Annotated in this window: 22 protein-coding genes; 6 read left to right on the plus strand and 16 right to left on the minus strand. The window is 63.4% G+C overall.

Going from position 1 to position 26,029, the window contains the following annotated elements:
- Positions 1–36: 36 nt before the first annotated feature.
- Both CIT26_RS19010 and CIT26_RS19015 read left to right on the plus strand, forming a co-directional pair.
- Positions 37–1,362 carry a bifunctional folylpolyglutamate synthase/dihydrofolate synthase gene (locus CIT26_RS19010; RefSeq protein ID WP_095493990.1) on the plus strand — a complete coding sequence of 442 codons (1,326 nt, stop codon included), beginning with the start codon at positions 37–39 and terminating at the stop codon, positions 1,360–1,362.
- Positions 1,363–1,424: 62 nt separating this feature from the next.
- Positions 1,425–1,844 (plus strand): VOC family protein, encoded by a 420-nt coding sequence (locus tag CIT26_RS19015; protein WP_095493991.1) that lies wholly within the window; start codon positions 1,425–1,427, stop codon positions 1,842–1,844.
- Positions 1,845–2,032: 188 nt separating this feature from the next.
- Here the strand turns inward: CIT26_RS19015 and CIT26_RS19020 are convergent, their stop codons facing one another.
- The 13 genes from CIT26_RS19020 to CIT26_RS19080 form a co-directional block, all read right to left on the minus strand.
- Positions 2,033–2,314, minus strand: a complete 282-nt coding sequence (locus CIT26_RS19020; protein ID WP_095493992.1) for a cupin domain-containing protein — start codon at positions 2,312–2,314, stop codon at positions 2,033–2,035.
- Between the two features lie 224 nt (positions 2,315–2,538).
- Complete coding sequence (gene trxA, locus CIT26_RS19025) at positions 2,539–2,862, minus strand: thioredoxin (protein ID WP_027152031.1); 324 nt, start codon at positions 2,860–2,862, stop codon at positions 2,539–2,541.
- 75 nt (positions 2,863–2,937) lie between these two features.
- Positions 2,938–6,450, minus strand: coding sequence for a double-strand break repair helicase AddA (addA, locus tag CIT26_RS19030; protein WP_095493993.1), 3,513 nt, complete (start codon positions 6,448–6,450; stop codon positions 2,938–2,940).
- The gene (gene addB, locus CIT26_RS19035) at positions 6,447–9,569 is read right to left on the minus strand and encodes a double-strand break repair protein AddB (RefSeq protein WP_095493994.1); all 3,123 of its coding nucleotides are present in this window, start codon (positions 9,567–9,569) and stop codon (positions 6,447–6,449) included. The genes addA and addB overlap by 4 nt, the downstream gene beginning before the upstream one ends.
- Positions 9,566–10,336 carry a nucleotidyltransferase family protein gene (locus CIT26_RS19040; RefSeq protein ID WP_095493995.1) on the minus strand — a complete coding sequence of 257 codons (771 nt, stop codon included), beginning with the start codon at positions 10,334–10,336 and terminating at the stop codon, positions 9,566–9,568. Before CIT26_RS19040 ends, addB begins: the two co-directional genes overlap by 4 nt.
- The gene (gene tsaE, locus CIT26_RS19045) at positions 10,333–11,844 is read right to left on the minus strand and encodes a tRNA (adenosine(37)-N6)-threonylcarbamoyltransferase complex ATPase subunit type 1 TsaE (RefSeq protein ID WP_095493996.1); all 1,512 of its coding nucleotides are present in this window, start codon (positions 11,842–11,844) and stop codon (positions 10,333–10,335) included. Before tsaE ends, CIT26_RS19040 begins: the two co-directional genes overlap by 4 nt.
- An 8-nt stretch (positions 11,845–11,852) precedes the next feature.
- Positions 11,853–14,417: a sensor histidine kinase gene (locus tag CIT26_RS19050; protein WP_095494144.1), complete on the minus strand. Its 2,565-nt coding sequence runs from the start codon at positions 14,415–14,417 to the stop codon at positions 11,853–11,855.
- A 188-nt stretch (positions 14,418–14,605) separates the two neighbouring features.
- Positions 14,606–16,006, minus strand: coding sequence for an adenosylhomocysteinase (ahcY, locus tag CIT26_RS19055; protein ID WP_095493997.1), 1,401 nt, complete (start codon positions 16,004–16,006; stop codon positions 14,606–14,608).
- Positions 16,007–16,220: 214 nt separating this feature from the next.
- The gene (locus CIT26_RS19060; protein ID WP_095493998.1) at positions 16,221–16,517 is read right to left on the minus strand and encodes an HPr family phosphocarrier protein; all 297 of its coding nucleotides are present in this window, start codon (positions 16,515–16,517) and stop codon (positions 16,221–16,223) included.
- Positions 16,514–16,915, minus strand: coding sequence for a PTS sugar transporter subunit IIA (locus CIT26_RS19065; RefSeq protein WP_023796905.1), 402 nt, complete (start codon positions 16,913–16,915; stop codon positions 16,514–16,516). Before CIT26_RS19065 ends, CIT26_RS19060 begins: the two co-directional genes overlap by 4 nt.
- Positions 16,916–17,080: 165 nt before the next feature.
- Positions 17,081–17,542, minus strand: a complete 462-nt coding sequence (locus CIT26_RS19070) for an HPr kinase/phosphorylase (RefSeq protein ID WP_095494145.1) — start codon at positions 17,540–17,542, stop codon at positions 17,081–17,083.
- Between the two features lie 115 nt (positions 17,543–17,657).
- On the minus strand, positions 17,658–19,439 hold the full coding sequence (locus CIT26_RS19075) for a sensor histidine kinase (protein ID WP_095493999.1): 1,782 nt from the start codon (positions 19,437–19,439) through the stop codon (positions 17,658–17,660).
- A gap of 84 nt (positions 19,440–19,523) precedes the next feature.
- Positions 19,524–20,225, minus strand: a complete 702-nt coding sequence (locus CIT26_RS19080) for a response regulator transcription factor (RefSeq protein ID WP_023796909.1) — start codon at positions 20,223–20,225, stop codon at positions 19,524–19,526.
- Between the two features lie 343 nt (positions 20,226–20,568).
- On the opposite strand from CIT26_RS19080, the gene CIT26_RS19085 reads away from it, so the two are divergent.
- From CIT26_RS19085 to CIT26_RS19100, 4 genes are all read left to right on the plus strand, one after another.
- On the plus strand, positions 20,569–22,179 hold the full coding sequence (locus CIT26_RS19085; RefSeq protein WP_095494000.1) for a phosphoenolpyruvate carboxykinase: 1,611 nt from the start codon (positions 20,569–20,571) through the stop codon (positions 22,177–22,179).
- 104 nt (positions 22,180–22,283) lie between these two features.
- Complete coding sequence (gene arfB / locus CIT26_RS19090; protein ID WP_095494001.1) at positions 22,284–22,721, plus strand: alternative ribosome rescue aminoacyl-tRNA hydrolase ArfB; 438 nt, start codon at positions 22,284–22,286, stop codon at positions 22,719–22,721.
- Between the two features lie 172 nt (positions 22,722–22,893).
- The gene (lysM, locus tag CIT26_RS19095) at positions 22,894–23,373 is read left to right on the plus strand and encodes a peptidoglycan-binding protein LysM (RefSeq protein WP_095494002.1); all 480 of its coding nucleotides are present in this window, start codon (positions 22,894–22,896) and stop codon (positions 23,371–23,373) included.
- 100 nt (positions 23,374–23,473) lie between these two features.
- Positions 23,474–24,091, plus strand: coding sequence for an alpha-ketoglutarate-dependent dioxygenase AlkB family protein (locus tag CIT26_RS19100; protein WP_095494003.1), 618 nt, complete (start codon positions 23,474–23,476; stop codon positions 24,089–24,091).
- A gap of 27 nt (positions 24,092–24,118) precedes the next feature.
- On the opposite strand, the gene CIT26_RS19105 is transcribed toward CIT26_RS19100, so the two are convergent.
- From CIT26_RS19105 to CIT26_RS19115, 3 genes are all read right to left on the minus strand, one after another.
- On the minus strand, positions 24,119–24,607 hold the full coding sequence (locus CIT26_RS19105) for a GtrA family protein (RefSeq protein ID WP_167391451.1): 489 nt from the start codon (positions 24,605–24,607) through the stop codon (positions 24,119–24,121).
- A gap of 84 nt (positions 24,608–24,691) precedes the next feature.
- Positions 24,692–25,651 carry a type I pantothenate kinase gene (coaA, locus tag CIT26_RS19110; protein ID WP_095494005.1) on the minus strand — a complete coding sequence of 320 codons (960 nt, stop codon included), beginning with the start codon at positions 25,649–25,651 and terminating at the stop codon, positions 24,692–24,694.
- Positions 25,652–25,675: 24 nt separating this feature from the next.
- Positions 25,676–26,002, minus strand: a complete 327-nt coding sequence (locus tag CIT26_RS19115; protein WP_095494006.1) for a phosphoribosyl-ATP diphosphatase — start codon at positions 26,000–26,002, stop codon at positions 25,676–25,678.
- Positions 26,003–26,029 lie beyond the last annotated feature (27 nt).

Here is a 26,029-nt window from a genome sequence, read left to right on the forward strand (position 1 = left end):
ATTGCGCGCCATCTGTGGCGCGCCTAGGATTCTCCCATGACCACGCTTGCCGCCGACCGCGAAATCGAAAGCCTGATGTCGCTTCATCCGAAGGGCTTCGATCTTTCGCTCGACCGCATTTCGCGGCTGCTGGAGCGGCTTGGCAATCCGCAGGACCATTTGCCGCCGGTCATCCACATCGCCGGCACCAACGGCAAGGGCTCCTGCGCCGCGTTTTCGCGGGCGCTGCTGGAAGCATCCGGCCACCGCGTCCATGTCCACACATCGCCACATCTGGTGAACTGGCATGAGCGCTACCGGCTGGCCGCCGATGGCGGCGGCAGGCTGGTCGAGGACAAGGTCTTCGCCGACGCCATCGCCCGCGTCGCCAAAGCCAATGAAGGCCAGAAGATCACCGTCTTCGAAATCCTCACCGCCGTCACCTTCCTGCTGTTTTCCGAACATCCGGCAGATGCCGTCATCATCGAGGTCGGTCTCGGCGGCCGCTTCGACGCCACCAATGTCATCAGCGAGCCGGCGGTGTCGGTGATCATGCCGGTCTCGCTCGACCACGAATCCTATCTCGGCGACCGTGTCGAACTGATCGCCGTCGAAAAGGCCGGCATCATCAAAGCCGGTTGCCCGGTGGTCATCGGCGCCCAGGAAAGCGAGACGGCGCTGCAGGTGCTTATCGAAACCGCCGAGCGGCTCGAGTGTCCCGCCTTCGTCTATGGCCAGGATTTCCTCGCCTTCGAGGAAAACGGCCGGATGGTCTATCAGGACGAAGACGGGCTGATGGACCTGTCGCCACCGCGCCTGCCGGGGCGCCATCAGTTCGCCAATGCGGCGGCGGCTATTGCGGCAGTCAAGGCGGCGGGCTTCGAGATCAGCCATCGCGTCGCCGACAAGGCGATGGCCAATGTCACCTGGCCGGGGCGGATGCAAAAATTGCCGCAAGGCAGGCTGACGGAACTGGCGCCAAAGGGCGCCGACATCTGGCTCGACGGCGGCCACAATCCAGGCGCCGGCGTGGTCGTCGCCGAGGCATTGGCCGAGCAGGAGGAAAAAAGCCCGCGGCCGCTGTTCCTGATTTCCGGCATGATCAACACCAAGGACCAGAGCGGCTATTTCCGCGCCTTCAAGGGCCTGGTGCGGCATGTCTACACGGTGCCAGTGAGCCTCAGCGAGGCCAGCGTGCCGAATGACGAACTGGCGATCCGCGCCGTCGAGGCCGGCCTGTCGGCCGAACCGGTGAGCTCCGTCGCCAATGCGCTGATGCTGCTGCGCGACACGTGGGACGGACCGCCGCCGCGCATCCTGATCAGCGGCTCGCTCTATCTGGCCGGCGCGGTGCTGGCCGAAAACGGCACGCCGCCGGTTTGAGGCGCGTGTTCACCAGGGCACGATTACGCCGGACTTCGTCAGATCACCGCGAGGAGCCAGTCATGATCAAGGTAAAGCAACTCGCTCACGTTTGCATCTTCGCGGATGACCTCGAAGCGACGCGAAGCTTCTATCGGGACGTCCTCGGCATGGACACCCAGTTCAACTTCCTGCGCGACGGCAAGATTTTGGGTTTCTACCTCAATTGCGGCAGCCGCAGCCACATCGAGGTGTTCCAGAAAGACGGGGCCAGCTATAGCGGCTTGAACCAGATCAACCACTTCTGCCTCGAAGTGGAAAACATTGACGCCGCGATCGCCCACGTAAGGTCGAAAGGCGTTGATATCACTTCAAAGAAACACGCGTGCGATGATACCTACCAGGCATGGGTTCGCGATCCTAACGACGTGAAGATAGAACTGTTTGAATATACCGAGAAAAGTGCACAGTTCGTCGGAGGCGATCGTATCGCGGATTGGTGACCGCGCCTCCAGCCTACGGCGGGCCTGAGCCGCTTTAGGGTGTGTTGATATTCAGGTGAGGCCGGCCTGCAAATGGCGGCTTCCTGCGCTTCCGGTGCTCACGTACCCAAAAGTACGCTCCGCTCCGGTTCTCAGAACCCGCCATTTTCGACTCGGCCTGAGCTGAATCTCAACACACCCTAGGTGAATTACTTCAGCTCGATCTCAATAAAGGCGTACTCGCCTTCATTAGCATTGATGACGTCATGCTCCACGCCCTCTTTGCGGAAATAGGGCGCCCCCTTCTTCATTTCGGCGAAGGATTCGCCGTCCTTGGTCAGGAGCTTGAGCTTGCCGTCCATCAGCGGCACGATGACATAATCGTGGCCATGACGGTGCCAGCCGGTGTTGTCGCCTTGGGCGAAGCGGTATTCGGTGACAATGACGCGCTCATTGTCGATGAAGACGGTGGCCTTGGCGGATCCGGTCATGTCGTTCTCCTGCTTTAAGCCAGACAAGAACATGAGGCGGCAAGTGGCGAGTGCCAGGGCGGACCAGCGCATGACCCAGAAAATCGGATTCGAATTTCTGGGTCATGCGCAAGATCAAGTCCTACAGCGTCCTTTGTGCGTCCAAGAGGACGCGCGGCGCTGTAGATGACGCCACGAAAAGCCCGGCGCGAGGCCGGGCTTGATTGCAGAGATTCAGGGTCGGATCAGGCGAGATTGCCGTTGATCCAGTGCGACAGCGCCGTCTTCGGCGCGGCGCCGACCTTCATGTCGGCCATTTCGCCGCCCTTGAAGATCATCAGCGTCGGGATCGAGCGCACGCCGAACTGCGCGGCCAGCTCGGGATTCTCGTCGATGTTGAGCTTGGCGATCTTGACCTTGCTGCCGAGTTCGATAGCGATGTCTTCCAGCGCCGGCGCAATCATCTTGCAGGGGCCGCACCATTCCGCCCAGAAGTCGACCACGACCGGCTCCTTGGCATCAAGCACATCGGTCTGGAAGTTGCTCTTGTCGACCTTGACGGTGGCCATGCGGGAGATCCTTTCGAGAGTTATTGTCGCACCAAATGTGGTGGTGGTCGTGCCCTTCTTCAAGCAGCTGTTGTGTCACGCTCCCGTGAGTCGGGCAAGGGCGTCGTCCATGACCGCTAGCGGCAGCTCGATCAAGCGCGGCGCTTCAGTGAACAGCAGCGCCGCCGAGACCTCATGCTCGGGATAAAGCGGCTGGAGCAGAGCGCGATAGAGCGCGAGCTGCAAGACATAGGCCGGTGGAACGTCCGACAGGGTTGCAGGCGCCGGCCGGTTGGTCTTGTAGTCGACGATCGACACCTTGCCTGATGTGACCGCCAGCCGGTCGATCTTGCCGGAGATCGAGCGCAATTTGCCCTTGACCTCCAGGCTGCCCATGATCGCGACTTCGGCGCGTGAATTCGACGCAAACAGCTGATCGAAACGGCTGTCGGCAAGGATCGCCGTCACCGATGCCAAGGCCTTGTCGCGCTCGGTTTCTGGCCACAGCGCCCCGGCGCGCCTGAGATAGCGTTCCGCGGCATCGCGGCGTTCGGCCTCCGCAATGCCGGGCAGCATCTGCAGCAATTTGTGCAGCGCCAGCCCTCGCATTACGGCAAAGCCAGGCTCCGCCTCGGTGTCCAGCACCGGCGAGCCGGTGTCGATCACCGCTTGCTTGGCCTCGTCGATCAGCGCTGAGGCGCCGGACGGCGACAGCGGCCGCGGCAGGTCCTCGAAGGGCGGCAAGGGCTGGAACAGGGTGTTCGGCAACGGCTCGAACTGTTGCGCCTGCCGCGCCTCTTCGGTGGCCGCCTGTGCGACCGGCGGCAGTTTTGTCGCGTGAAAGCGATGCACGGTCTCGCCGGTGGCCGGGTGCTGCCGCTCCGTGCTTTCGGGGGCGCCGACCAGGGCGCGACTGACGATCGAATGCCAGGTGCCGGCGTTCGGCGCCCGCTTGCCGTGATAGCCGCAGACAACTAGCCGGTCCTCGGCGCGGGTCATGCCGACATAGAGCAGCCGGCGGTATTCGTCGTCGGCCAATTCGCGTGCGCGGACCGAAGCGGTCCGTGAAAATCCATTGGCGACATCGTTGGCCGAGCGCCAGAGATAGCCCTTGCCGTCCCAGTGCTCGCCCGAGCCTTCGAACGGCATCAGTCTCGGCAGATGCTGGTCGCTGAACGGGGCGGAACCGCCATCGACCAGGAACACGACAGGCGCCTCCAGGCCCTTGGCGGCATGCACGGTCATGACGCGAACCTCGTCGCGGGTCTGGTCCATTTCGCGCTTGATCTCGGGGCCGGCATTTTCCAGCGTCGACAGGAAGGATTCCAGCCCCGGCAGGCCGGTCCGCTCCTCGGCCAGGCAGAAGCTCAGGAACTCGTCGAGAATGTCGCCGGCTTCCGGCCCGAGCCGCGCGATCATCTTCTGGCGCAAGCCGTCGCGGGCGAGAGCCCCGGCATAGAATTCGAACACCGGCTTGAATGCGGCTTCATCAGACCATGTGTCGAGTTGGGCAACGATTGCGGCCAAGGCAGCGCTTTCGCCGGCTTGCTGCCTGAGCGAAGCGATCAACGAGAGGCCGGACGGCCGCTCGCCGGCAAGCCCGTAAAGCGTTTCTTCGGAAACATCGAAAATCGGGCTGCGCAGCACGGCGGCAAGCGACAGATCGTCCTCAGGCTGGACAAGAAAGTGGCCGAGCGCGATCAGGTCCTTTACCGCGATATGGCCGGGCAGGCTGAGCCGGTCGGCGCCGGCGACCGGGATGTCGCGGCGCTTCAGTGCGCGCGTCAGCGCATGGACGAAACGATCGCGCTTGCGCACCAGCACCAGCACGTCGCCGGGCCGAAGCTTCTTGCCGCGGCCTTCGATGATCTCGCCGGCGCCGATCCAGCCGGCAATGGTCGCCGCCACGTTTTCGGCAACGCGCACTGCCGGCGCGTGGGCGTGGTCGACGGCTTGCATCCAGTCGTCGGGTTCGTCGACGACGTCGGCGCCGATTGACGGCCAGACCTCGACATAGCCCGGCGCATCCGTGCGGATCGCCTTGTGGGTCAGCGGGTCGGGATCGTGGCTGATGCCGCGCCGCACGGCCGGGTCGGCAAAGACACGGTCCACCGCCGCAAGCACGTCGTCGGTCGAGCGGAAGGACCAGGTCAGCTTGAGATCGGCGAAGGCGGCGTTGGCGTCGCGCACCCTTCCGGCAAACAGCAGCCTTGAGTCGGCGAAGGAGTCGGGCGCCGCTCCTTGAAAGGAATAGATCGACTGTTTTTCGTCGCCGACGGCAAACACCGTGCGGTGGACCGTGTCGCGCGCGCCGAGCCCGGCAAAGAATTCCTCGGCCAGCCGCTTCACCACCTCCCACTGGTCGGGACTGGTGTCCTGCGCCTCGTCGAGCAGGATATGGTCGATGCCTTGGTCGAGCTTGTATTGCACCCAAAGGCCGGCGTCGGGCCGCGCCAGGAGATTGACCGTTCGGGTGATGAGATCGTTGAAGTCGAGAAAGCCGCGGGCGCGCTTCAAGTGCTCGTAGCGGGCGATCAGCCAGTCGGCGATGGTCAGCGCGGCACGTGTGCCCTCCAGCATCCTGAACAAGGCCAATCGGTCGGAGATTTCGAGGATGGCATCGGCCGCTGAGAGATAGCGCTCGGCAAGATCCGGCAGCCGGTCGAGCAACGCCTTCTTGAACGTCTTTGCTGGCTCATAAGGCTCGCCATCTGCCCGCAGGAAGGCTTTTGCCAGCAATTGCAGCCGCCGAACCGGATCATTCTCGGCGAAGGCAAGATGGGCGTAGGGCAGCAAATTGTTCAGCACGATGCGGGCATCGGCGGCTTCGGCAGCGCGGGCAAAGGTGATGAAATAGTCCGGCAGGAAGCCCGGCAGCGGCCAGACGGACGCCGCCAGGCCTTCGGCGGTCTGGCCGGCGCGAAACTTGAATTCGTCGAACAGCGCCCGGAAGCCATCGCCGCCGGCCGCGCTGATGAAGGCGCGCAAACCGTCGCGCTTGCGCACGATCTCGGCCAGCAAGGCGTCGAGCCCATGTTCGCCGCCGCGTTCCAGAATGGTGGCGAAAGCCTCGGCCAGTCCCGCATCGCCGGCTGCCGTGCCCGAGATCATGTCGCGGCGGGCGGCGGCGAAGAGCGACGCCTCCATCTGCGGATCGAGCATTTCGAAATGAGCCGGTATGTTGGCTTCCAGCGGAAACTGGTGCAGCACCGATTCGCAGAAGGCGTGAATGGTCTGGATCTTCAGCCCGCCCGGCGTCTCCAGCGCCTCGGCAAACAGCCGGCGGGCGCGGCGCATGGTTTCGCGATCGGGTTGGCGACCGTCCAGCGCCTCTATGCTTGCCGCCAATTCGACGTCGCCAAGCGCCGTCCATTCCGACAGCGTCGAAAACACCCGGTTCGACATGTTGGCGGCGGCGGCGCGGGTGTAGGTCAGGCACAGTATCTTCGACGGATCGGTACCGCGCAGCAAGAGCCTGATGACGCGTTGGGCCAGCACATGGGTCTTGCCCGACCCGGCATTGGCCGACACCCAGGCGGAATTTCGTGGATCGGAAGCACTTGCCTGGCTGGCGGCGGTGTCGGTCGGGATGGGATAGGCCTTCTTCATGCCTCCCCTCCCTCGTCGTCGGCGTCGCCGCCAGCAGACCATTCGAGCACGCGGGCGAGGTGGTCGTAGTCGCCGTCGGTCTCGCCCTCGCGGAACGGCAACGCGCGCGACAAATAGCCGGTCGCCGGGTCGGCATAGTGGATCAGCAGTTTTTCGAGCCGCGCCCAGGCCTCCTCGGCGAGATCAGCGGCGGTTCGCGGCTTGCGGTTGTATTCAAGGATGGATTCCTCGAACACCTCGCCATTCGGCTTCAGCCTGATGAAGGCCAACTGCGACGGCTCGCGCGCGCCAAGCCCCTTGAAGGCGCCGCGCCTGAGCAGCGCGCCCTCGAGCGCCAGTTGCGGCGAAAGCAGCGTATGGGCCTGCGCCTTCGACGGCGAGGAGCCGGTCTTATAATCCAGAATGTCGGCCATGCCGCCGGCCAGGAGATCGACGCGATCGGCATAGCCGGACAGCGTCACGCCGGACTGGCCGACGCCGGTTTTTTCGGCGCGCTCCTCCGCGTGGCGCCGTGTCACGGCGAAGGCGCGGCCGCGCTCCCATTCGATGATGCCGGCGGCGAGCTTTTCGAAGCGCGGCCACCACACCGCCTCGACATCGGGAGGAAGGGCCGCCTCGGCAAAGCATGCGCGGCCGGCGGCGATGAGAGCGTCCAGCGCCTCCGGCACAAGCGGATCGGTGACGGTGCGCGAAAAGAGATGCAGGATGGCGTGGAACAGCGTGCCGCGCTCGGCAGCGCCCGGGTCGCGGATGACGGGATCGAGCGGCATCAGACCGAGGATCCTCCTGGCATAGACCGCGTAAGGGTCGCGGCGCAGCGTCTCGATTTCGGTGACGGAGAAATGCTGCGGCCGCACAGCCAGTGGCGGCTTCGGCTGCGGTCGCGGCGCGAAGTCTTTCCTTTCGCCGGCATCGAGCGCACGGGCCCAGGACAGGAATTCATCACCACGCCGGCGAAGCACCGCCGCATGGTCCTTGCCGATGAAGGTCAGGAGGCGTTGCAGCCAGCGCGACGGCACCGCCGGCGCGTCGCCCGAGCGGGCGGAGCGCGCAAGCACCACTTTCTTGGCCCCCATCGCCGTCTGGAAATCATGGGCGGCCAGGCCGATGCGCCGCTCGGGCGGCTCGAGATCGATGCCGGTCTTCATCAGCCGCGACATGAAGCGGTCGCTTTCCGGCTTGCGCGGCCACACGCCTTCATTGAGCCCGCCGACGACCAGCGTGTCGACGTTCTGCAACCGGGCTTCCAGCGCACCCCAGATGGCGATGTTCCTGTCGGTCCCTCGTGCCGGCTTGACTGTCTCGGGCGCGATCAGCGCCTCCATCACATCGGGCCATTCGTCCGCCGCGAAGGAGAACGACGCCGAGGCAGCGACCAGCCCGCGCAAGAGCTCGGCGAGCTTTTCGCCGGCATCGCCGGCATAGAGTTCGCTCAGGCTGCCATCCGCGGTGCGGCCCAGACTTTCGAGCGCGACGACGCTGGCCCGGGTCAATTCGGCAAGATCGGCCTCGGCTTGACTGCGAAAGGCGATCAGTGGCGCCAGCGCGGCGGCAAGGCGGATGAGCAATTCGCGGGCGGCCTCGATGTTTCGCACAGTCAGGCGGGAGAACCAGAAAGGCGGGCGGGTGCCGTTGCCCAGGCCGGTGAGACGGGCCTCGAAGAGCTCCGGCAGTGATGCGATGTCGGGGCGGCCGGTGCCGCCGCGCAGCGCCACCAGCTCGACGATCTCCACCGCATGGCGGACGCTTGTGCGTTCCAGGCCCAGGCCAAGCAGCGGGTGCTTGAGCAGCGACAGCAGGGCGACCGGGTCGCCAGGGCGGAACGCAGCCTGAAGCGCCAGCCTGAGCAGGCTGGCGGCTGGCGTGTTGATGAGCGGCGTGCCGCCCGAATCGTCGGCGACGACACCAAACCGCAAGAGCTCGACTGAGACGCGCCGCGCCAGGGCGCGGTCGCCGGTGACGAGTGCGGCGCGCTGGCCGGGCTGTTCGACGGCACGTTTGAGCGCGACGGCGATCGCCACCGCTTCGTCGCGTTCGCCGGCGGCTTCGAGAAGCGTCACGTCGGCGAAGGCGTCAATGATGTCACCGGCGGCGAAACCGGCGCGCGTCTCGGCCCACAGCTCAGTGGTTTCGGCAGGCCGCAGCGCCTCGCCGACAAGGGCGGCGCGCAGCGCGAGCGGCCTTTCGGCAATGGCGATCTCCTCGACATCGCCGCGCAGCACGCCGATCTTGCCGATCAGTTTTGCCAGGCCGTATTGCGGATGGCCGAGCAAGGCCGGCCGCGCGCCGGGCGCCGCAATTGCCTGGAATGACGGCTCATCCAGCATCAGGTCGAGGCCGGGCAGCACGACCGCGCCGCTGGGCAGGCCGGCGATCACCGCAAGCAGTTCGGCGGTGGCGGGAATAGATCCGGTGGAGCCGGCGGCGATCACAGGTCCGACTGGCGGATTGCGTTTCAACCGCGCCGCCTCCAGCCTTATCAGCGCATTGCGATGCGCGGCAGGGTTGGAGCGGTAGCGTTCTTCGAGGAGATTCGGCCAGTTTTCGGTGACGATGCTCAGGAAGTCGAGCGTCACTTGCCACCAGCCGGCGAGGTTGCCGGTCACCAGATCGGCGAGCTTGGTCCAGTCCGTACCTTCCGTCTCGATCTCGTCCATCAGCCGGGCCAGGTCGCGCGCCAGCCAGATGGCGTCGGCGGCGGAGGCCGGCACGACGATCTCCTCGTCGAAAAGTGCCGCGACATGCGCCGGCAGGCGGCGTTTCCAGGCGCGCACCAGTGGCGCCAGCAGCAGCAGCCGCTCGATCGCGGCGATCGGCGGTGCGAGGTCGATGGCGGCCGATGCGTCGGCCTCGAATGCAGCTTCGTCCTCGTCGAACTCGCCGAGCGGACGGATGACTGGCAGTATCGCCGAGCGACCACCCAGACGGTCGACGAAGACGCCGCGCAGCGCCCGCGCGGCGCGGCGCGTCGGCACGTAGATGGTGGCGTCGGCCAGCGCCAGCGGGTCGCCGTCGAAGCGGAAACTGGAAACGAGGCGCCCTGACAGCAAGGCCTCGGCCAGCGTCGGCAGAAACGGCGCTCCGGGCGGGATCGAGAAAACGCGGCGGGAGCCGCTCATTTCAACTCGGTGAGAGCGCTGGTCAACTCGGTAAGAGTGCCGGGCGACACAGCAAGAGCGGTGGCAACGGCCGCTTCTGCAAGCGAAATGGCGTCGGGCGTGCCGACGGTGATCCAATGGCCGTGCATCACCATGCCGTACAGGCGGCCGGCTGCGATGGCCGCATCGAAATAGGCGTTGAGCGAGTGTGGGCCGGCCGGCGCATCCTTGAAAAGCCTGGGATGGACGATCGCTGCGCCGGCATAGATCAGGCCTGCCGGGTCACCTTTCGAACGCCGCAAGGCGCCGTCCGGCGACATCAGGAAATCCGTGCCGCCGCTGTGTCCGGTTGCTGACTGGGGATCCGCGAGCATCAGCAGAATATCCATTTTCGCCGCGTCCCATGCAAGGGCGAGGCTGGCAAGGTTGGGCACGCCGCTGTCGATCCAGAAGGTGTCGGCGTTGACGATGTAAAAGGGAGCCCCTCCCAGTTCCGGCAAAGCATGGACGATACCGCCGGCGGAATCGAGCAGTCTTTCGCTTTCGTCGGAAATGACGACGCGCGGCGCGCGGCGCTCGGCGACGTGGGCGACGATCTGCTCGGGAAAATAATGGACGTTGACCATGGCCTTGTCGACGCCGGCACGAGCCAGGCTGTCCAGACTCCAGTCGAGCAACGTCTTGCCTGATATCTTGACCAGCGGTTTCGGCATTGTGTCGGTGATTGGCCGCATGCGCTTTCCGAGCCCGGCGGCAAGCACCATTGCGGTTTTGGGGCGTGTCGTCACAGCGGCCGTTCCTCCAGCAAGCCATGGGCTGTATAGAAATCCCGCAGGCCAGCCAGTGCTGGATGCGCCAGCGCCCGCCGAAGATAATCGCGAATGCGCGGCAGGTGCTTCAGATAATAGGGCTTGCCGTCGCGCTTTTCGAGCCGGACGAAAATGCCGAGAATCTTCGAATTGCGCTGCGCCGCCATCATCGCATAGGTCTCGACGAATTCGTCTTCGTTAAAAACGCCAGCCTTATGGCGCGCGGCGATATAGGCACCGAGCGTCCGCCGCTCGATCTCAGGCGAAATCGTAACGCGGGCATCCATGGCCAGCGAGGCGAGATCGTAGGCCGAAGGGCCGATCAGCGCGTCCTGGACATCGACGATGCCGAGGCGATCGTGACCGGTACGCTCGCCGCGCCAGATGATGTTGGGCGAATGAAAGTCGCGCAGCATGAGCGTGTATTCGCGCCCCTCCAACCGGTCGAGAACCGCATTCCATTCTTTTGTATAGCCGGCGCGCAAGGCATCGCTTGCCGGGCCGCCTGACATCGCCGGCACATACCAGTCGAGCAGCAATTCGGCTTCGATGATCATGGCGTCGCGGTCGAAAGGCGGCACGTCGTGAAACACACCGGGCGCGGCCTCGATGCGATCGGGCCACGCCTTGCCGTGCATCATGGCAAGCAGTTCGGCCGCCGCCGCGTAGCGCTCCGCCACCGGCTCGCCGCGTTTGCCGAGAAATCCCTCCGAGCCGAGATGCTCGAGCAGCAGAAAGCCTTGGTCCAGATCCTGAGCGTGGACCTCCGGGGCGCTGACGCCACCGGCCCGCAACGCCCGGTCGATGGCAACGAAGGCCGAGACCGATTGCGCAGTGTGGGCGATCACCGCATAGGGCTTGCCGTCGCGGATCGGCGGCCCGAGCACCAGCCGCGGCGAATTCATCAGCACGCGCGGCGGCAGGCCGGCCAGCGAGACGATCTCATAGGAGCGGGCCGAGGCGTCGCCGATAAAATAGCGTCTTCGCGCTTCACCCCAGCCAGCTCTTTCGAGAAACTCGCGCATGGCCAGCGATCGCGCCGCTCGCTCGACGGCGGCGCCTTGTCCCGACAATCTCGCCAGGCGTCCGTCGTCCTGATGGACCAGTTCGATCAGAACCGAAGTCTTTGGCAAATAGGCCTCTGCCCGTTCCGGCCATTCGACCATGGCAGCGCCTTGCGCCAGCGCCTCGTCGAAACCCAGTTCGTCCAGTTCGGACGCCGAGGACAGGCGATAGAGGTCGAAATGATGGACGGGAACACGCGCCTCATAGCTCTGGACGAGCGTGAAGGTCGGGCTCGGCACGTCGAGACCGGCATCGTCGGTCATTGCCCGGATCAGCGCCCGCGCCAAACTCGACTTGCCGGCGCCGAGATCGCCTTTGAGCGCCAACACGTCGCCGGGGCGCAGCGACATGGCCAGATCCTCGCCCAGCCTTGCGGTCGCAGCCTCGTCGGCGAGAAAACGCTCCAGCACCACGCCTGTCATCGAGCGCGCTACTCGGCCGCCGCGCGGATGCCGGACGGCGTATCCGGAAAGGCACAAATGACGGTGGTGCCCTTGTCCTTGCCGGTCTCAATGCGGACGCTGCCGCCATGCAGCTCGACAAAGCTCTTGACGATCGACAGACCGAGGCCGGCGCCGCGCCGGCGGCCGCCATTGGTGCGCGGTTCGAAACGCCGGAACACCGAATCGAGCAGGTCGGGCGGCATACCGGGACCATCGTCGTGAACGGAGAATTCCACGCCTTCGGCAAGCGAACGACAGGCGAGCGTGATGGTGCTCGCCTCCGGAGCGTAGTTCGCGGCATTGCTCAGCAGATTGTAGAGGATCTGGCGGATGCGGATTTCATCGCCGTGGAACGTCTTTGGCGCGGTGGCCGCGTCGATCTTGAGCCTGATCGCATGCTCCTCCAGCCGGTCGGCAACAAGCTCGGCGGCGGCGGCGATGGTCCGGTCGACGTGAACTTCGGAGATGTCGAGCTCCATGATGCCGGCATCCACGGTTGCCAGGTCGAGGATGTCGTTGACGATGGTGAGCAGGACCGCGGAAGACGAGCCGACATGCTCGACATATTCGCGCTGCTTCTGGCTCAATGGCCCGGTCGACGGCAGCGAAAGAAGCTCGGTGAAGCCGATGATATTGGTCAGCGGCGAGCGTAATTCGTAGGAAACGTGCTGCACGAACTCGTTCTTGAGCTGGTCGGATTTTTCCAGCGCCTCGTTCTTGTCCTTCAGCGCACGCTCGACATTGACGCTGTCGGTGACGTCGACGAAGGTCATCATCACCTGCCCGTTTGGCAGCGGGATCATCGCGTAGCGCAGCACGGTGCCGTTGTTCAGCTCGGTCTGGCCGTGGCGGTCGCGGCGCTCGTCGTCGAAACCGGTGATGGCGGCAACGAACCCGCGCCAGGGGCTGTCGGTGGCGCGCCGGTCGCACAAATCGCGGATCGTGGAGACGTGGACGTTGGGCCTGGCGGCGTCAGCGTCCAGCCCCCAAAGTGCTGCGAATGCCGGGTTCGACAATCTGAGCCTGCCGTCCGGGCCGAACACGGCCACGCCTTCGGCAAGATTGTCGAGCGTCTCGCCCTGGACCCGCACCGCGGTCTGATAGCGGCTTTCAAGGTCCATCTTCTCGGTCAGGTTCTCGAATACCCAGGTCACGCCGCCCTTGGGCTGCGGATTGGCGACGACGCGGATGGTCTTGCCGTCCGGCAGATGCCACCAGTGTTCCTGCGACTCGACCGCGCGATAGGCGCCAAGCAGGCTTTCCTTCCAGCGCCGCCATTCGGGCTGCTCGGCGATCTTGCCTTCGCTGCGCAGCCGGTCGAGCAACAAGGCGTTATCGGGAGCGCTGTGCAGGAAGCCGCTGTCGAGACCCCATAGTTTCTGAAACGCCTGGTTGAAAAACCGCAGCTTTTCGTCGGTATCGAAAATCGCCACGGCGGTGTTGAGCTGATCGAGCGTGTCGGCGTGGCTCCGCACGGTCCGCTCATATTCGTTACGGATGGTTTCGATGGCGCTGGTGTCGCAGGCAAGACCCGCCGAGCCGTCGGCGCCAGCGAAGTCGGTCACGGCGAACATGCGGCGGTCGCCTTCGATCACGGTGGAAAGCGCCTGCTCGAAGACGGGATGCGACTTGTGCTGTGCAGCGATTGCTTCGCGCGCCTGGCCACCCAGGAATTCCTTCGCATCGCGAACCGCTGCTTCGGCGTTTTCCGCCTCGACCGCCTTGGCATAGGCGCGGTTGACCCATTTCAGCCGCCCGTTCGCCGTGCGCAGCCATGCTGGCATGCTGAGTGCGTTGAGAAGGCCGAGCATGGTGTCATAGTCGGCGGCGAGACGCTGGTTCTCGATTTTCAGCCTGGCCTCGCTTCGCTGCGTTTCTGAAAGCGAGACGAAGCGGACGACCACGTGTGCTGCGCTCTTGCGGCCGTGCACTTCGAGCGGCGCACCGGCCTGCGATTCGATGACGAGATCGAACGGCTTCGCCTTTTCCCGCAGTCCCGCCACGGCATTTTCGAGCGCCGCCGCCGAGCGCGGCATCAGCCAACGGCCGAAGGCCAGGAAGGCGGCACGGTCTTCCGGAGCGCCGCTTTCAACCGGCAATGTCCCGACGAGCTCGGGCTTTTTGTTTTCCGAGGTCCATACGACGACACGCTGGCCGCGCAGGTTGAGCAGCGCCTCGGAGCGCTGCAGCGCAGCGTTGACGTCGGCCAGGCGGGCTCTGAGTTCGACATTCTGCGCCGAGGTGCGCGCCCGTTCGCGGATCAGGAAAATGGCCGAGACAAGTGCGGCGCCCATGACGCCGACAAACATCGCGAGTTGCATGACCTCGACGGTGCTGACCGACAGCCCGGCTTTAGACGCAGCAGCGGGTCCAGCATGTGCCGAAAGGCCAAGCAGCGGACCGACGAGCGCGGAAGAAGCAAGCAATTTTCCGACGCGGCTGCCAGCGCGCCATAAGAGGCTTCCGCCTCTGGCAGCGGAACCCATGGTCACCGAATCGTTGTGGCCGCCGGAAACGGCCTGTCCCGCGCAAGGCGGGTAATCCCCCGGCATGTCCTGGTCCTCTTCGCCGCCTGAATGCAAGACCGCCCTGATGCGGGTGTCGGCCCTCGTCCCCGGACCCGCGAATCAGCACCATAGCGCTTGCGCGAATCGGCGTGAAGAATCAATCAGCGCAAAAATAAAGCCGGGCGAAAAGTCAATCGCCCGGCATCAATATCTAGTGGTAATTTCCGCTGTGGTTAATAGCGGTAGTGTTCCGGCTTGAACGGTCCCTGCGGGGTCACGCCGATATAGGCGGCCTGTTCGCCGGACAGTTCGGTAAGCCGGGCGCCGAGCTTGTCGAGATGCAGGCGTGCGACCTTTTCATCGAGATGCTTCGGCAGGACATAGACCTGGTTCTGATACTGGCCGGGCTTGGTGTACAGCTCTATCTGGGCCAGCACCTGGTTGGTGAAGGACGCCGACATGACGAAGCTCGGGTGGCCGGTGGCGTTGCCGAGATTGAGCAGGCGACCTTCGGACAAAAGGATCATCCGCTTGCCGTCCGGGAAGGTGATCATGTCGACCTGCGGCTTGATGTTGGTCCACTTCAGGTTGCGCAGCGACGCCACCTGGATCTCGTTATCGAAGTGGCCGATATTGCCGACGATCACCATGTCCTTCATCGCCCGCATGTGGTCGATGGTGACGACATCCTTGTTGCCGGTGGTGGTGATGATGATGTCGGCGGTCGGGGCGGCATCTTCGAGCGTGACGACTTCGAAGCCGTCCATCGCCGCCTGCAATGCGCAGATCGGATCGACCTCGGTGACCTTGACGCGGGCGCCCGCGCCCTTGAGCGATGCCGAAGAGCCTTTGCCGACGTCGCCATAGCCACAGACGACCGCAACCTTGCCGGCCATCATCGTGTCGGTGCCGCGGCGAATGCCGTCGACCAGCGATTCCTTGCAGCCATATTTGTTGTCGAATTTCGACTTGGTCACGCTATCGTTGACGTTGATCGCCGGGAACGGCAGCAGGCCCTTCTTCTGCAACTGATAGAGCCGGTTGACGCCGGTGGTGGTCTCTTCGGTGACGCCGCGGATCGCTTCCTTCTGCTTGGTGAAGAAACCGGGCGATGCCGCCATACGCTTCTTGATCTGGGCAAACAGGATTTCTTCCTCCTCGCTGCCCGGATTGGAGAGCACATCCTCGCCGGCTTCGGCACGCGCGCCGATCAGGATGTACATGGTGGCATCGCCGCCATCGTCGAGGATCATGTTGGAGGTGCCGCCATCGGCCCACTGGAAGATCTTGTCGGTGTAGACCCAGTAGTCCTTGAGCGTCTCGCCCTTGACGGCGAAGACCGGAATGCCGGCCTCGGCGATGGCCGCGGCCGCATGGTCCTGGGTCGAGAAGATGTTGCAGGAGGCCCAGCGGATATCGGCGCCGAGCGCCTTCAGCGTTTCGATCAGCACCGCCGTCTGGATGGTCATGTGCAGCGAACCGGTGATGCGCGCGCCCTTGAGCGGCTGCGCCTTGCCGAATTCTTCGCGGCAGGCCATCAGGCCCGGCATTTCGGTCTCAGCGATCTCGATCTCCTTGCGGCCCCAGCCGGCAAGCGAGATGTCGGCGACCACATAGTCATTGCTACCCGTCATGGCAGTGCTCCGATGTGAATGTCTTCGGGATGCGCCCGCGCCGGAAGGCGTGTCGAAGGGCGCGAGTTGCCGGCCTGACTAGCAGATCGTCGGTCGGACGACAATGGGATATAAAGAAATCTTTATCCGTGCATGTGTTCGGAGGCGCCTCCGCGCGAAACCGGAATCGATTTTCGGAAGCACGATGCCCAAAAGACGCGCGGTGCTCTGGGCGTCAGGACTCCTCGCCGAAGCGGGAGGCGACCAGTTGCTCCAGGGCGTCGATCACCTGCTCGGCCTCCGGGCCGCTGGCGGTGACGCGGATCGAATAGCCGGGGCTCGCCGCCAGCATCATGAGGCCCATGATCGAGGTGCCGCCAACCGTGACGCCGTCCTTCTCGACCTGGACGGAGGCGTCGAAGCCGCTGGCGACCTGAACGAACTTCGCCGAGGCGCGGGCATGCAGGCCACGCTGGTTGACGATTGGAAATTCCCGGACGATGTCACCCTTCTTGGCCGACAGCGCGTTCATTTGCTGCTCAGCAGCTGACTGGCGACATTGATGTATTTGCGGCCGGCCGCCTGCGCCTCGTCCAGCGCTGCGCTCATATTGTCGCCCTTGCGAATGCTGGACAGCTTGATCAGCATCGGCAGGTTCATGCCGGCAATAACTTCGGTACGACCGGATTCCATCACCGAAATGGCGAGGTTGGAAGGCGTGCCGCCGAACATATCGGTCAAAACGATGACGCCCGCCCCGGTGTCGACACGGGCAACGGCATCGACGATGTCGCTGCGGCGCTGCTCCATATCGTCGTCGGCGCCGATCGCCACGGTCTCGAAATTGTCTTGTGGCCCGACGACATGTTCCACGGCATGGCGAAACTCAGCGGCCAGTTGACCGTGCGTTACAAGCACGAGTCCGATCATTCTTTGGTGGCTCCCGTCATCGCCGCTTCACAGCCGCATTTTATGCTCGCCGGCCATTCCAGGCGGCGGGAGCGCTATCTTGTCGACGCGGGACGCGTTGACAAGCCCAAAATTGCACGGGCCCAGGCCATTTTGACGCATTGCAGCAAAAAACCAGGAACCGGATCATACGAAAGGCGCAATTAGCAGCCGCGCCATCATGGCCAGCAAGGCGGTGGAGACATTGCGTTCGGCAAAATCGAATCGTGGCACCAGAACGCCCGCGATCGGCTCGCTGACACCTTCCTGGAAGCGTGCCATCTCGCTTGCCGGCACCAGCCGGACATGAAGGTCGATCACGCCGCTGGGCTCGAACGATAGTGGCCGCGGAACGAAACCGGGCACCTCGGCGAGGCCGGCGATGGGGGTGGGCACCCGGCAGACCAGCCGCCCCGCGTGATCGGCAGCGAGGAGCCTGTCGTCGCCGATCAGCCGTGAAAACAATCCATGCTGGCGACAATGATCGATGAGGGCGAGCGCCAGCGTCGTCTTGCCCGAGCCGGACGGTCCCGTGATAAGGACACCACGCTCGCCGATCAGGATCGCCGTGCCGTGAATGTTCTCGCCCTGCACAGTCGGATCAGGCATGATCTTGTCCGAAACTCGGTTCCCACTTTTCGCTGCCGCGGACCCATTTTTCGGGATCATGCTTTTACGCATGATCTTGTTCCGAAAACCGGTGCCCACTTTTTGGGATCATGCGTCAGCCTTCGGCCGGCAGTGTCACGACGAAGCGGGCGCCCTTGATCTCGCCGGGTTTGGTGCCCGGGATGTTCTCGGCGGTCAGCGTGCCGCCATGGGCTTCGACGATCTGCCTGCTGATCGACAGGCCGAGGCCTGAATTCTGGCCGAACGCCTCGCCGGCCGGCCGGTCGGTGTAGAACCGTTCGAAGATGCGGTCGATGTTGTCGGCCCTTATACCGGGACCATTGTCGTCGACGGTGATGATGTTGACCTTGCCGGCGCGCGCCAGAGATATGGCAATGTGGCCGCGCTCTTCAGGAACGAAGGAGCGGGCATTCTCGATCAGATTGGTGATGACCTGGCCGATCCTCAGATCATGACCGGCGACGAAGTAGCCTTTGACGCCCTGCGGCAGTTTGGCGACCTTGAACTCGATCTCGACCGTCTTCTTGTTGCGCGTCGCCGTGCGCGAAACGTCGACCAGATCCGTGATGAATTTCTTGAGATCCACGGTTCCTGCGTCTTCCCGCGCGAGCTCGGCGTCAAGACGGGAGGCGTCGGAAATGTCGGTGATGAGACGGTCCAGCCGCCTGACGTCGTGCTGGATGATCTCCATCAGCCGGCCGCGCGACGTGTCGTTCTTGGCAAGCGGTAGTGTCTCCACCGCGCTGCGCAGCGAGGTCAGCGGGTTCTTCAATTCGTGCGAGACGTCAGCCGCGAAACTTTCGATCGCCTCGATGCGGGCGTAGAGCGCATTGGTCATGTCGCGCACGGCGATCGACAGATTGCCGATCTCGTCCTGCCGGTCGGAGAAGTCCGGGATTTCCTCGCGATTCTTGACGCCGCGCCGCACCCTGACCGCCGCCGCCGACAGCCGGCGCAGCGGGTTGGCGATGGTCGAAGCGAGCAGCATCGACAAGATGGCGGTGACAAGGGCGGCGATGCCGAAGACGCGCAGGATCGCCTTGCGCTCGGCCGCGACGATCTTGTCGATGTCGCCGCCTTCCGTCGACAGCATCAGCACGCCGAGGACGGCGCGGAAGCGCTGGATCGGCACGGCGACCGAAACAATCTGCTCGCCCTGTTCGGAGATCCGCACGATGGTCGACGGGCTGCCGGTAAGCGCCTTGACCACCTCCGGAAATGCAGCGCCATTGCCGCCCGGCTGTTCATGGTAGACCGGCAGCGCGGTGTTGCGGAAGAAGTCGAAGACGAATTTCTGGATACGCTCCAGAAGATCGGGCTCTTCCTTGTCGGTCGGCGGCAGGTCGTAGCGAAGGATCTGGCCGCGCGAATAGAGATGGCGGGAATCGAGCAGCAGATTGGCGTCGCGGTCATAGATGCGGGCGCGCGTCCGTGTCGGCGAAATCAACCGCCTGAGCACCGGCGCGACGCGCTCCGGATTGATCGGAAAATCGAGATTGTCGAGCTGATCGGAGCCGGGGCCCAGGCTTTCGCCGGCCTGCAGTTCCAGCAGCTTTTCCGGATCGATGCTGATCGAATCGGTCTCGACCGTCGCCGATGCCGCGATCGCGCCGGCGATGATCTCGCCCTGGGTCATCAGGCTTTCGACGCGGGCATCGATCAGCCCGTCGCGAAACGTGTTGAGGTAGAGAATGCCGGTGACCAGGACGGCCAGGCCGGCGAGGTTGAGGAAGAGAATGCGTCGCGTCAGGCTGGAAAAGATGTGGTGGCCGAGGAAGCGGCGCATCGGCACCGTGATTCTCGACAGGAATGCCGGCAGAATCCGCGACGGGCGCCGGGCGCCCGTCCGTCTCACTCGCTCTACGTCCACTGCCATCGAATAGCAGCCCCCGCTCAGTCTTTAGTTTTGAGCATGTCGTTGTCCCAAAACCGGGACCACTTTTGGGCGACATGCATCAATTCATGCTTCGCGGAACCGATATCCGACTCCGTAAAGGGTTTCGATCATCTCAAAGTCATCATCGACGGCCTTGAACTTCTTGCGCAGCCGCTTGATGTGACTGTCGATGGTGCGGTCATCGACATAGACCTGCTCATCATAGGCCGAATCCATCAGCGCATCACGGCTTTTTACCACACCGGGACGTTGGGCCAGAGAATGCAGGATCAGGAATTCGGTGACGGTAAGCGTCACCGGCTCGCCTTTCCAGGTACAGGTGTGACGCTCCTGATCCATGACAAGCTGGCCGCGCTCGAGCGAACGGGCCTGCTGGTTGGGGGTCTTGGCCGATGCCTCGCGGGCGCTGGCACGGCGCAGCACGGCGCGAACCCGCTCGACCAGAAGACGCTGCGAGAAGGGTTTACGGATGAAGTCGTCGGCGCCCATCTTGAGGCCGAAAAGCTCATCGATCTCGTCATCCTTGGACGTCAGGAAGATCACCGGCAGGTCGGATTTCTGGCGCATCCGGCGCAGAAGCTCCATGCCGTCCATGCGCGGCATCTTGATGTCGAGGATGGCAAGATTCGGCGGGCGCGCCGCCAGGCCTTCCAGCGCCGACGCCCCATCCGTGTAGGTTTCGACGCGATACCCCTCCGATTCGAGGGCGATCGACACCGAAGTCAGAATGTTGCGGTCGTCGTCGACAAGCGCGATTGTTGCCATTTCAAGTGGCTCCCTCATGAGCTGTCCCTTCTTTGGTCGAGAAGGGGCTTTTGCAGGACAAATTAGGTACAAAATGTGGCACAGGCTTCGTCCGCTGTCACGAGCGGCATGCCGGCGGCCACGATTTCACCTCAACATGGATTGACTGTTAAAGAGCGCCAATCCTTTGGGCAACCGCCTGATTTTTTGCACATATAAACGATTTAAACAACTTTCAAAATATTTAAATCGATTAATTATTTGATATCATTTGGCTTTTCTGGTTCTCACCGTTACAGTCTCCTTGGTGGGGGCTCCGGAAATTCGCCGGCCAGGATGCTGCAAATCGAAGAAGGAACCCCTCATGTCGGAAGCCGGCAAACGCAATCCCGCATGGGCGATCGATCGGATCGGCCTAAAGACCACGGGCGCGGTGCGCTATAATTTCGGGGAGGCCGTCCTTTACGAAGAAGCGATCCGCCGCGGCGAGGCTCGGCTCACCGCGCATGGCGCGCTGGTCGCCGAGACCGGGCAGCACACCGGCCGCTCGCCCAAGGACAAATTCGTCGTGCGCGACGAGACAACCGGGCCGCATGTATGGTGGGACAACAACAAGGCGATTTCGCCCACCCAGTTCGACACGCTGCTCGCCGATTTTCGCACCCATGCGGCGGACAAGGACCTTTATGTGCAGGACCTGGTCGGCGGCGCCGACGAGGACTTGAAGCTGACGACCAGGGTCGTCACGGAGCTTGCCTGGCACTCCTTGTTCATCCGCAATCTGCTCATTCGCCCGGAAGCCGCCGAGCTCGAGCATTTCGTGCCTGACATGACGATCATCGACCTGCCGTCGTTCCGTGCCGATCCGGTTCGCCACGGCACCCGCACCGAAACGGTGATCGCCGTCGATCTCTCGCGCATGATCGTGCTGATCGGCGGCACCTCCTATGCCGGCGAAATGAAGAAGTCGGTGTTCACCGTGCTCAACTATCTGTTGCCGGCGAAGGGCGTGATGCCGATGCATTGCTCGGCCAATGAAGGCACCGGCGGAGATGCGGCGATCTTCTTCGGCCTCTCGGGAACCGGCAAGACGACGCTGTCGGCCGATCCATCGCGCACGCTGGTCGGCGACGACGAGCACGGCTGGGGTCCGCATGGCATCTTCAATTTCGAAGGCGGCTGCTATGCCAAGACGATAAAGCTTTCGGCCGACGCCGAGCCGGAGATCTTCGCCACCACCCAACGCTTCGGCACCGTGCTGGAGAATGTGGTGCTCGATGCGGGCCGCGTGCCGGATTTCGACGACGGCAGTCTCACAGAAAACACGCGCTGCGCCTATCCGCTCCACTTCATCCCCAACGCCAGCAAGACGGGCCGCGCCGGTCACCCGAAAAACATCATCATGCTGACCGCCGACGCATTCGGCGTGATGCCGCCGATCGCACGGCTGACCCCGGCGCAGGCGATGTACCATTTCCTCTCCGGCTACACCGCCAAGGTGGCTGGGACCGAAAAGGGCGTCACCGAACCTGAAGCGACGTTTTCGACCTGTTTCGGCGCACCGTTCATGCCGCGCCATCCGTCGGAATACGGCAATCTGCTGCGCGAACTGATCGCTCATCACGGTGTCGATTGCTGGCTGGTCAACACCGGCTGGACCGGCGGCGCCTATGGCACCGGCAAGCGGATGCCGATCAAGGCGACGCGGGCGCTGCTTGCCGCGGCGCTCGACGGCTCGCTGAAAGGGGCCGATTTCCGCACCGACGCCAATTTTGGTTTCGATGTGCCGGTGGCGGTTGCGGGCGTCGACCGCGCCATTCTCGATCCGAGATCGACATGGGCCGATACCTCAGCATATGACCTGCAGGCGGCGAGGCTGGTCGGCATGTTTGCCATCAATTTCGAAAAATTCGAAGCTCATGTCGACGCCATTGTGCTCGGCGCCGCGCCGCGCATGCGCGAAGCCGCGGAATAATCGCCGGCTGGATATCTGCACCTCAAGGCCCGGACGGGGATCGGGAAGGCCGACCCCCGGGGAACGGCCTTTTCTTTTTTCGTCCGCCGCGCCATGACTGCAGCATGAACGCCGACGACAAGATCATGATCGCCGAAGATGCGGTGATCCATCCGGATGACCTGCACGAGGACTTCATCCGCTCGTCCGGCCCTGGCGGCCAGAACGTCAACAAGGTCGCGACGGCGGTGCAATTGCGCTTTGATGCGGCGAATGCGCCGGGCCTGTCGGAGCGCGTCCGCGCGCGAACCATAAAGCTGGCCGGCCAGCGCGCCACCAAGGACGGCGTCATCGTCATCGAGGCCGGGCGCTTCCGCACGCAAGAGCAGAACCGGGCGGACGCCCGGGCGCGGCTTGCGGAACTGGTTGCCAAGGCCGCCGAACCGCCGCCACCGCCGCGCAAAAAGACGAGGCCGTCGAAAGGCGCGGTCGAAAGGCGGCTGAAGACCAAGGCTGGGCGCGGCACTATCAAGAAACTGCGCGGTCGGGTGGACGACGATTAGAGCGACGCGCGTCCACCTGGACGCACAAGTGCGCTCTGACATTTTTGTAACTACCCATCGTGCGAGCGATTCCGGTTTTCGAACCGATCGGTAGGCGCGACATCAATTGCGCGGCTTCCAATTCAAGGTTGTAGGTGGCAAGTTCGGTATCGCCACAGCAAGGAGACCGCAGATGGGCATGTTTGATTTCGTCAAGGGTGTCGGCAAGAAGCTCGGCTTCGGCGACGATGAGCCGGAGCCGACCGCCGATACGCTGAAGAAAGAACTCGATTCGCACGCGCTCGGCACCGACAATGTGGAAGTCGACGTCAAAGGCGATACGGCTGTCCTGAAAGGCGTGGTCAAGGATCAGTCGATCTTCGAAAAGGCGGTTATCGCCGTCGGCAACACGCTCGGCGTGTCCAAGGTGCAGGCGGATGAGTTGCAGGTCGCCGCACCCGAATCCGGCACACCCGCTGCCCCGGCCAAGGAACCGACCTTCTACACCGTCAAGAAGGGCGACAATCTCTGGAAGATCGCCGAAAAGAGCTACGGCAAGGGCAAGGGTGCGAAGAACACGATCATTTTCGAGGCCAACAAGCCGATGCTGACCCACCCGGACAAGATCTATCCGGGGCAGGTTCTGCGGATACCGGACCTCGATCAGGCCTGACCAGATCGGCGACGGCCAATCGACAACGGCGGCTTTCGGGTCGCCGTTTTCATTTGATGGTGGCATTCTGGTAGTTTGCAGACCAACGGATCAAGCGACCATGCTCGTTCTGCCCAAAGGCGTCCGCCACATGCCCGGCTATCTGTCCCGCGCGGTGCAGGAAGCGCTGGTCGAGGATGTGAGACAGGTCGTGCAGGAGGCTCCCCTGTTCGTGCCGACGATGCCGCGCACCGGCAAGGAGATGACCGTGCGCATGACCAATTGCGGTTCGCTCGGCTGGGTAACCGACAAGGAGCACGGATATCGCTACCAGCCGATGCACCCGGTGACCGGAACGCCCTGGCCGCCGATCCCCGACGTGCTGCTGCAGCTGTGGCGGGATGTATCTGCCTATCCGCATCCGCCGGAGGCTTGCCTGGTCAATTTCTATTCGCCGGACGCGAAGATGGGCCTTCATCAAGACCGCGACGAGATCGATTTCTCCGCGCCGGTCGTTTCCGTTTCCCTGGGCGACGATTGCCTGTTCAGGGTCGGCCAGAGCACGCGCGAGGGCGGCACCAAATCGTTAAGGCTGAAAAGCGGCGACGTGGTCGTGCTTGGCGACGAAGGCCGCCTCTGTTTCCACGGCGTCGACCGTATTTATCCGTCGACCTCGGCACTGCTGAAGAATGGCGGACGGATCAATCTTACGCTGAGGCGGGTGACCTATCCTGGTTAGGACGGCGGACCTTCAAGTCGCGCCGTATTAAGCATCGGATTTTCGTAAAACCGGAACCCGCTTTGGGTCATGGTCCAGGCCCGCCGCTGAACCGCCGGAAAAGATCCAGCGTTCGAGAACGACAAAGTTGACCACGGGAATGAGAATACAAGTGAGCAGTATCGGAATCGCGACGGGCAGGCCGAACTGCCCGACGAGGAGCAGCGGAAGGATATAGGCGATGGCAAGGCCGAATCCGGTCAGCACGGCGAAACGCGGCGCTTCGAATTGATGCGAGCCGGCCGACATGAACGTGAAGAACTTGTGGCCGAGATAGGAGAATATTGCCGCGACCGCATAGGCGGCGACGGAGGCTGTGGCCGGCGGCAGGTATGTTGACCCGGCACTGGCGAAGAGGCTGGCACAAAGCGCGTAGAGCACTGTGGCCGCAAGCCCCACCGAGGCGAATTTGAGAAGCCGACGCGGAGCAAGTGTTCCGCGCCAGACGGAAATGTCAGGCCGGCGCAATGCAGGCATATTGATCACCGGCTCCCGACAAATGCTCTGGAATTGGCAATCGAACGATAGCGGGCACTGCCTAAAGCGCCGTTAACCGCTTCGTTACAGCTTCCTGAGCGCCACTTCCTCGACCAGATGATTGGCGCCCTTGCGCAGGATGAGATCGGCGCGGGCTCGCGTCGGCAGGATGTTCTCGCGCAAATTCTTCAGATTGATGTTGGTCCACAGGCCTTCGGCGATGGCGCGGGCCGCTGCTTGCGAAAGTTGCGAATAGCGGTGGAAGAAGGAGTCCGGATCGCGGAAGGCGGTCTCGCGCAGCCGCATGAAGCGGGCGATGTACCATTGATGGATCAGCTCCTCTTCGGCATCGATATAGATGGCGAAGTCGAAGAAATCCGACAGGAAAGGCACGATCTTGCCGTCCTTCGGCAGCTTGCCCGGCTGCAGCACGTTGATGCCTTCGAAGATCAATATATCCGGCCGGTCGATAGTCTGGAACTCGCCGGGAACGACGTCGTAGGTCAGGTGCGAATAAACAGGCGCGCGGACATTGCGCTGCGCCGATTTGATGCCCGACAGGAAACGCAGCAATGCGCCGACATCATAGCTGTCGGGAAAGCCCTTGCGCTCCATCAGATTGTTGCGGCGCAGGATTTCGTTGGGAAGCAGGAAGCCGTCGGTGGTGATCAGATCGACCTTGGGGCTCGACGGCCAGCGCGCCAGCAATTCCTTGAGCACGCGAGCCGTGGTCGATTTGCCGACCGCGACAGAGCCGGCAATGCCGATGATGAAGGGCGTTTTGACGACATCCATCGCGTTGAAGAAGGCCTGGCGCTGCCTGAACAGAAGCTGGCTCGCCTCGACATGGGCCGACAAAAGCCGCGACAGCGAAAGATAGATGCGCTTGACCTCTTCGAGGTCGACCGGGTCGTTGAGCGAACGCAGGCGACGGACCTCGTCCTCGCCGAGCGTCATCGGCGTGTCGGCGCGGAACTGCGACCATTGCTCCGCCGAGAAAAAACGAAAGGGCGAATATTTCTCGGTGGGGGCGAGCTGGTCCATCGAGTTTCCTACCCTCCGCAGCGATCAGCCCCGGTCCTGCCGAGACGCCTTTTCGGCGATGCCCGAACGACCGGTGCGGCGTTCGAGTTCGGTCAGGACATCGGCAAGCGGAATGCCGGCGACGCCCAGAACGACAAGCCAATGATAGATGAGATCGGCGCTTTCCGAAACGAGGGCTTGTCTGTCACCGCCAACGGCCGCGATCACAGTTTCGACCGCCTCTTCGCCGAGCTTCTGCGCCGCCTTGTCGATGCCGCGTGCGAACAGCTTTGCCGTCCACGAATCCGGATCGCCGGAATGCGCGCGTTCCCTGATGATTGTCTCCAGCTCGGAGAGCGAAAACTCAGCCATGGCGCCATCTATCTGCTTGTTTAAGCA

Source organism: Mesorhizobium temperatum, from assembly GCF_002284575.1.
GTDB lineage: Bacteria > Pseudomonadota > Alphaproteobacteria > Rhizobiales > Rhizobiaceae > Mesorhizobium > Mesorhizobium temperatum.

Excerpts from the sequence above, each read along its gene's own strand:
- CIT26_RS19010 (WP_095493990.1), top strand. The coding sequence starts at position 37 with ATGACCACGCTTGCCGCCGACCGCGAAATCGAAAGCCTGATGTCGCTT.
- CIT26_RS19015 (WP_095493991.1), top strand. The coding sequence starts at position 1,425 with ATGATCAAGGTAAAGCAACTCGCTCACGTTTGCATCTTCGCGGATGAC.
- CIT26_RS19020 (WP_095493992.1), bottom strand. The coding sequence starts at position 2,314 with ATGACCGGATCCGCCAAGGCCACCGTCTTCATCGACAATGAGCGCGTC.
- trxA (WP_027152031.1), bottom strand. The coding sequence starts at position 2,862 with ATGGCCACCGTCAAGGTCGACAAGAGCAACTTCCAGACCGATGTGCTT.
- addA (WP_095493993.1), bottom strand. The coding sequence starts at position 6,450 with ATGAAGAAGGCCTATCCCATCCCGACCGACACCGCCGCCAGCCAGGCA.
- addB (WP_095493994.1), bottom strand. The coding sequence starts at position 9,569 with ATGAGCGGCTCCCGCCGCGTTTTCTCGATCCCGCCCGGAGCGCCGTTT.
- tsaE (WP_095493996.1), bottom strand. The coding sequence starts at position 11,844 with ATGACAGGCGTGGTGCTGGAGCGTTTTCTCGCCGACGAGGCTGCGACC.
- CIT26_RS19050 (WP_095494144.1), bottom strand. The coding sequence starts at position 14,417 with ATGCCGGGGGATTACCCGCCTTGCGCGGGACAGGCCGTTTCCGGCGGC.
- ahcY (WP_095493997.1), bottom strand. The coding sequence starts at position 16,006 with ATGACGGGTAGCAATGACTATGTGGTCGCCGACATCTCGCTTGCCGGC.
- CIT26_RS19060 (WP_095493998.1), bottom strand. The coding sequence starts at position 16,517 with ATGAACGCGCTGTCGGCCAAGAAGGGTGACATCGTCCGGGAATTTCCA.
- CIT26_RS19065 (WP_023796905.1), bottom strand. The coding sequence starts at position 16,915 with ATGATCGGACTCGTGCTTGTAACGCACGGTCAACTGGCCGCTGAGTTT.
- CIT26_RS19070 (WP_095494145.1), bottom strand. The coding sequence starts at position 17,542 with ATGCCTGATCCGACTGTGCAGGGCGAGAACATTCACGGCACGGCGATC.
- CIT26_RS19075 (WP_095493999.1), bottom strand. The coding sequence starts at position 19,439 with ATGGCAGTGGACGTAGAGCGAGTGAGACGGACGGGCGCCCGGCGCCCG.
- CIT26_RS19080 (WP_023796909.1), bottom strand. The coding sequence starts at position 20,225 with ATGGCAACAATCGCGCTTGTCGACGACGACCGCAACATTCTGACTTCG.
- CIT26_RS19085 (WP_095494000.1), top strand. The coding sequence starts at position 20,569 with ATGTCGGAAGCCGGCAAACGCAATCCCGCATGGGCGATCGATCGGATC.
- arfB (WP_095494001.1), top strand. The coding sequence starts at position 22,284 with ATGAACGCCGACGACAAGATCATGATCGCCGAAGATGCGGTGATCCAT.
- lysM (WP_095494002.1), top strand. The coding sequence starts at position 22,894 with ATGGGCATGTTTGATTTCGTCAAGGGTGTCGGCAAGAAGCTCGGCTTC.
- CIT26_RS19100 (WP_095494003.1), top strand. The coding sequence starts at position 23,474 with ATGCTCGTTCTGCCCAAAGGCGTCCGCCACATGCCCGGCTATCTGTCC.
- CIT26_RS19105 (WP_167391451.1), bottom strand. The coding sequence starts at position 24,607 with ATGCCTGCATTGCGCCGGCCTGACATTTCCGTCTGGCGCGGAACACTT.
- coaA (WP_095494005.1), bottom strand. The coding sequence starts at position 25,651 with ATGGACCAGCTCGCCCCCACCGAGAAATATTCGCCCTTTCGTTTTTTC.
- CIT26_RS19115 (WP_095494006.1), bottom strand. The coding sequence starts at position 26,002 with ATGGCTGAGTTTTCGCTCTCCGAGCTGGAGACAATCATCAGGGAACGC.